This window comes from Streptomyces hygroscopicus subsp. hygroscopicus (genome assembly GCF_001553455.1).
GTDB lineage: Bacteria > Actinomycetota > Actinomycetes > Streptomycetales > Streptomycetaceae > Streptomyces > Streptomyces hygroscopicus.
Window position 1 is genome coordinate 1 of record NZ_BBOX01000384.1, and the last position, 4899, is coordinate 4899.

Here is a 4899-nt window from a genome sequence, read left to right on the forward strand (position 1 = left end):
GTGTCCGGGGCCGGAAAGCCCTGGGTCGTGTCCGGGGCCGGAAAGCCCTGGGTGGTGTCGGGAGCGGGGAAGCCCTGGGTCGTGTCCGGGGCCGGGAAGCCCTGGGTCGTGTCCGGGGCCGGGAAGCCCTGGGTCGTGTCCGGGGCCGGGAAGCCCTGGGTCGTGTCCGGGGCCGGGAACTGCTGGGTGGTCTCCGGGGCCGGCGTCGACGGCTTCGGCACGCCGCCGGTGGCCGACGAGGCGCTCTTGGGCTTGCGCGGCGAGAACCAGTCGCTGGTCCGCTCGCCGTCGCTCTTGCCGCTCTTCTTCTCCCGGCCCTCGGAGGTCTCCTTGGCCCCGCCGCGCTCGGCCGGCACCCCGCGCTCCGGCGTCGGCGTGAAGTCGACCCGGGGCAGGGCGCTGGTGCGCTCGGGGGCGGCGTCGTCCTCGCCGGAGCGCGGCGCGGGCACACCGTCCTCCGCGACGGGCGTGCGCATGACCACCGGCGGGATGGGCCGCGACCCCGGAATGTTGATCTTGATCCGGGTGGTCAGCGTGGTCTCGGTCTTCGGCTCCTCCGGCTTGGCCGCGGCACGCGCCTGACCGTCACCGGCCGCCCCCTGCTGGGCCTCCTGCGTGGGGTTCGGCGAGGGGTACTGGCGGGATCCGTACGGCGGGGTGCCCGACGGGTAGGCGGCACCGCCGCTTCCCTCCCGGGGCCCGGAGGACGAACTGTCAGATTCACGGCTCAAAGCAGGTTCTCCCAGTTAGCTCCGCCGCCCGTCAGACCTCGCGCGGGCGGCTCGGCGGCGGCACCACCTTACTGGGCGGCGCGGACGCGCACTTGACGACCGCCGCATCACCGCATCCGGTACGCCCGTGGCGCACCCTCCGCCGCATGCCGGACGGGCCGCCGAGCGCCGGGGACGTCATGCCGAAAACGTCACGTCACTTACCAAGTCGGGCCGACGTACCCGGAGGTTGCGGTACCAAGGGCAACGTGGCGCACATCACACCGATGAACATCCCGCCGAGGAGGAAGGCGTACGATCCCAGCCCCGCGCCGAAGAGGAAGTCCCCTTCCGGACGGGGGGAGGTGAGCAGCAGCACGGCCACCGTCCAGGCCCCCGCGGGCACCCCGCCGCCCATCCGGGCGCCCATCACCTTGACCCCGCCGTAGCACAGGCCCGCCACCGCGAGCAGCGCGAGCAGCAATCCGCCGGGGAACCACGCCGCTTGGACCAGCGCACCCGCGGCGCCGACCAGCACCCCGCCCACGGCCAGCAGGGCGTACCCGCCCAGTCGCGGGGCCGTCACGCCGTCACCCCCGCGAACAGGTCGTCCTCGCGCTCCGCGCCGGCCACGCCCTTGACGAGCCGGTAGTGCTCCTGGACGAACATCGGCTGGCCCAGGTCGTTGGAGAGCGCGAAGAAGGGCCCCTCGACCGCGATCTGGGTGGCGTGGGCGCGCATCGCCGCCGCCTTCGCCCCGGCCTGGGCGGTGCCGTCGACGGACGCGGTGACCTCCGCGTCCTCCACCACCCCGGGGACGTCGTCGACCGTCGCGACGCCCGGGAAGAGGGAGTCCCGGCCGGCGGCCCGCAGCCGGGCGAAGCCCTCCTCGACCGCCGAGCGCGGCACACAGTTCCAGTAGACCTTGGCGATGTCGTGCGGCGCGCCGAGGTCCGGCCGGAAGTCCGGATCGGCGGCCAGCTCCACGGCGCGCATCGCCACCCGGTGCGCCTGGATGTGGTCGGGGTGGCCGTATCCGCCGTCGGCGTCGTACGTCACCAGCACCTGTGGCCGTACCTCGCGGACCACGGCGACCAGGTACCCCGCGGCCTCGTCCAGGTCGGCCTGCCAGAAGCAGTCCGGCCGGTTGTTCTGCGGGGCGCCCATCATCCCGGAGTCGCGATAGCGGCCGGGCCCGCCCAGGAAACGGTGGTCCTGGACCCCCAGGGCGTCCATGGCCGCGGCGAGTTCGCCGATCCGGTGCGGACCGAGCGCGTCGTCGCGGTCGGCGGCGAGATGCGCCAGGGCAGGCGGGATGACCTCGCCCTCCTCACCGAGGGTGCAGGTCACCAGGGTGACGTGTGCGCCCTCGGCGGCGTACTTCGCCATGGTCGCGCCGTTATTGATCGACTCGTCGTCCGGATGTGCGTGCACCAGCAGCAGACGACGGGCGGGAAGAACGGTCATGGGCACAGCCTACGATTCGCACATCCGTGCCCATGGGTCGCACGCCCCGGCCCCGCTCGGAGTCAGAGCTTCACGCCGCCGATCATGTCCGCCACGTTGGTGGTGAGGTCGTCGATCGTCGGGGCGACCGAGGAACTCGCCAGATAGAAGCCGAGGAGGACACAGACGACCGCGTGCACCGCCTTCAGCCCTGCCTTGTTGACGAGCATGAAGACGATGATCAGCAGCAGCACTGACATCGAGATCGAGAGCGCCACAGCGGCTCACCTCCAGGTACACGCACTCGGACGGACAACATATTGATGCCACAGGGGGCCTACCCACTATGCGCAATCGATCATAACTATGGCGGTGTGCACACGACTCGGTGCACGGGAGCATGACAGGGGCGCATGCCTGATCGCAGCAACTTCCGCTCCCAGCAGGTCCTTTCTCGTTGGTTATGCGCCATCTCACCGCCGCCCGGAGCGCCTTGGCATCCGCGCCGTTCCGGCCGGGCCGCACCGGGGGGCGGCGCCGCCCCCGGCCTACCGGTCCGCACCCTCCCCCGCGCTGATCCGACAGCCGTACGCTCGCCCTATGACCGGACAGCTCTCGTTCCCACGGCAGTACGCGCGCACCCAGCGCTTCACCCTCGGGACACCGCGGGCCCTCACCGTGGCCCCCGACGATTCACGCGTCGTCTTCCTGCGTTCCCGCTCGGGCACCGACCGGACCGGCCTCCTGTGGGTGCACGACCTCGCCGGGCGGCGCGAGTACCCCGCCGCCGACCCGGCCGAGTTGCTCGGCGGCGCCGACGAGGAGCTGTCCCCCGAGGAGCGGGCGCGGCGGGAGCGCAGCCGCGAGGGGTCGGCCGGGGTGGTCGGCTACGCGGTGGACACGGCGGTCGAACGTGCCGCGTTCGCCCTCTCCGGGCGGCTCTTCACCACCGACCTGCCCGCCGGTACCACCCGGGAGCTGCGCGTCCCGGGTCCGGTCGTGGACCCGCGCCCCTCGCCCGACGGCCGCCACATCGCCTATGCGGCGGGCGGGGCGCTGCGGGTCACCGGCGTCGACGGCGAAGCGGACCGGGCGCTCGCGGAGCCGGAGGGGGACACCGTCACCTACGGCCTCGCGGAGTTCATCGCGGCCGAGGAGATGGACCGTTCACGCGGCTTCTGGTGGTCGCCGGAGAGCGACGCCCTGCTGGCCGCCCGGGTCGACGAGGCCCCCGTACAGCGGTGGTGGATCGCCGACCCGGCCCACCCCGGCCGGAAACCGGCGGAGACCGCCTATCCCGCCGCGGGCACCGCCAACGCCGAGGTGCGGCTGGTTCTGCTCGGTCTGGACGGCTCCCGTACGGAGATCGAGTGGGACCGGGAGCGCTATCCGTACCTCGCGCGGGTGCACTGGTCGGCCTACGGTCCGCCGCTGCTTCTGGTCCAGGCCAGGGACCAGCGCAGCCAGCTCTATCTGGCCGTGGACACCGGCACCGGACGGACCAGCACGGTGCACGTGGACGAGGACGCGGTTTGGCTGGATCTTTTCCCCGGGGTGCCGGCCTGGACGGAGGATGGACGGCTCGTCCGCATCGCCGACGAGGGCGGCGCCCGGGTGCTGATGGTCGGCGACCGCAAGCTCACCTCCGGCGCCCTCCACGTGCGCGCGGTGCTCGGCATCGGCACCGACGACGTGCTGTTCTCCGCCTCCCCGGGAGCCGGGGCCCCGCTGCCCGAGCAGCCGGGCGAGATCGATGTCTTCCGCGCCTGGTTCCGGGGCAGCGGCGACCAGGGCGGCTGGGAACCGGTCGGCAAGCGGCCCTTCCCGGCGGTCCACTCCGCCGTGCGCGGCGGTGAGCTGATCGCGCTGTCCTACGCCGGGCTGGAGCGGCCCGGGGTGAGCGTGGAGATCCTCCGGCCCGCCGACCACGGCGCGGCCGAGCGCCTCGCCGAGATCGGCTCGTACGCGGAGCGGCCCGTCATCACCGCCCGCCCCGACCTCCTCTTCGCGGGCAAGCGGGACATCCCCTGTGCCGTGCTGCTGCCCAGCGGCTACCGGCCGGACGACGGACCGCTGCCGGTCCTGATGGACCCCTACGGCGGGCCGCACGGCCAGCGCGTGGTCGCCTCGCACAACGCCCACCTCACCTCGCAGTGGTTCGCCGACCAGGGCTTCGCGGTGATCGTCGCGGACGGCCGCGGCACCCCCGGCCGCTCCCCCGCCTGGGAGAAGGCGGTGCGCGACGACCTGGCGGCGGTCACACTGGAGGACCAGGTCGAGGCGGTGACGGCGCTCGCCGAGCGCTATCCGCTGGACCTCGGCCGGGTCGCCATCCGCGGCTGGTCCTACGGCGGCTATCTGGCCGCGCTGGCGGTGCTGCGGCGTCCCGACGTCTTCCACGCGGGCGTGGTGGGCGCCCCGGTGACGGACCTGCGGCTGTACGACACCCACTACACCGAGCGGTATCTGGGCCATCCGGACGAGCAGCCCGCGGTCTACGCGGCCAACTCGCTGGTGACCGACGAGGGGCTGTCCGGCGCGGCCGACACCGCCCGGCCGATGATGATCATCCACGGGCTGGCGGACGACAACGTGGTGGCCGCGCACACCCTGCGGCTCTCCTCGGCGCTGCTGGCCGCGGGCCGTCCGCACGAGGTACTGCCGCTGTCCGGGGTGACCCATATGACCCCCCAGGAGCAGGTCGCGGAGAACCTGCTGCTCCTCCAGGTGGACTTCCTCAAGC

Annotated in this window: 4 protein-coding genes and 1 pseudogene; 1 reads left to right on the forward strand and 4 read right to left on the reverse strand. The window is 73.2% G+C overall.

The window, feature by feature from the left end; all coding sequences use genetic code 11:
- From AXW62_RS43410 to AXW62_RS32710, 4 genes and pseudogenes are all read right to left on the reverse strand, one after another.
- Window positions 1-731: pseudogene (locus AXW62_RS43410) on the reverse strand (hypothetical protein); the annotation flags it as partial.
- Between the two features lie 196 nt (window positions 732-927).
- Window positions 928-1296 carry a DUF6113 family protein gene (locus AXW62_RS32700; RefSeq protein WP_030822768.1) on the reverse strand — a complete coding sequence of 123 codons (369 nt, stop codon included), beginning with the start codon at window positions 1294-1296 and terminating at the stop codon, window positions 928-930.
- Complete coding sequence (gene mshB / locus AXW62_RS32705) at window positions 1293-2177, reverse strand: N-acetyl-1-D-myo-inositol-2-amino-2-deoxy-alpha-D-glucopyranoside deacetylase (protein WP_060947668.1); 885 nt, start codon at window positions 2175-2177, stop codon at window positions 1293-1295. The genes AXW62_RS32700 and mshB overlap by 4 nt, the downstream gene beginning before the upstream one ends.
- Before the next feature lie 62 nt (window positions 2178-2239).
- A complete protein-coding gene (locus AXW62_RS32710; protein ID WP_030822763.1) occupies window positions 2240-2434 on the reverse strand; it encodes a hypothetical protein in 195 nt (64 codons plus the stop codon).
- 322 nt (window positions 2435-2756) lie between these two features.
- On the opposite strand from AXW62_RS32710, the gene AXW62_RS32715 reads away from it, so the two are divergent.
- The coding region (locus AXW62_RS32715) for a S9 family peptidase (protein ID WP_060947669.1) at window positions 2757-4899 on the forward strand (2143 nt) is incomplete at its 3' end.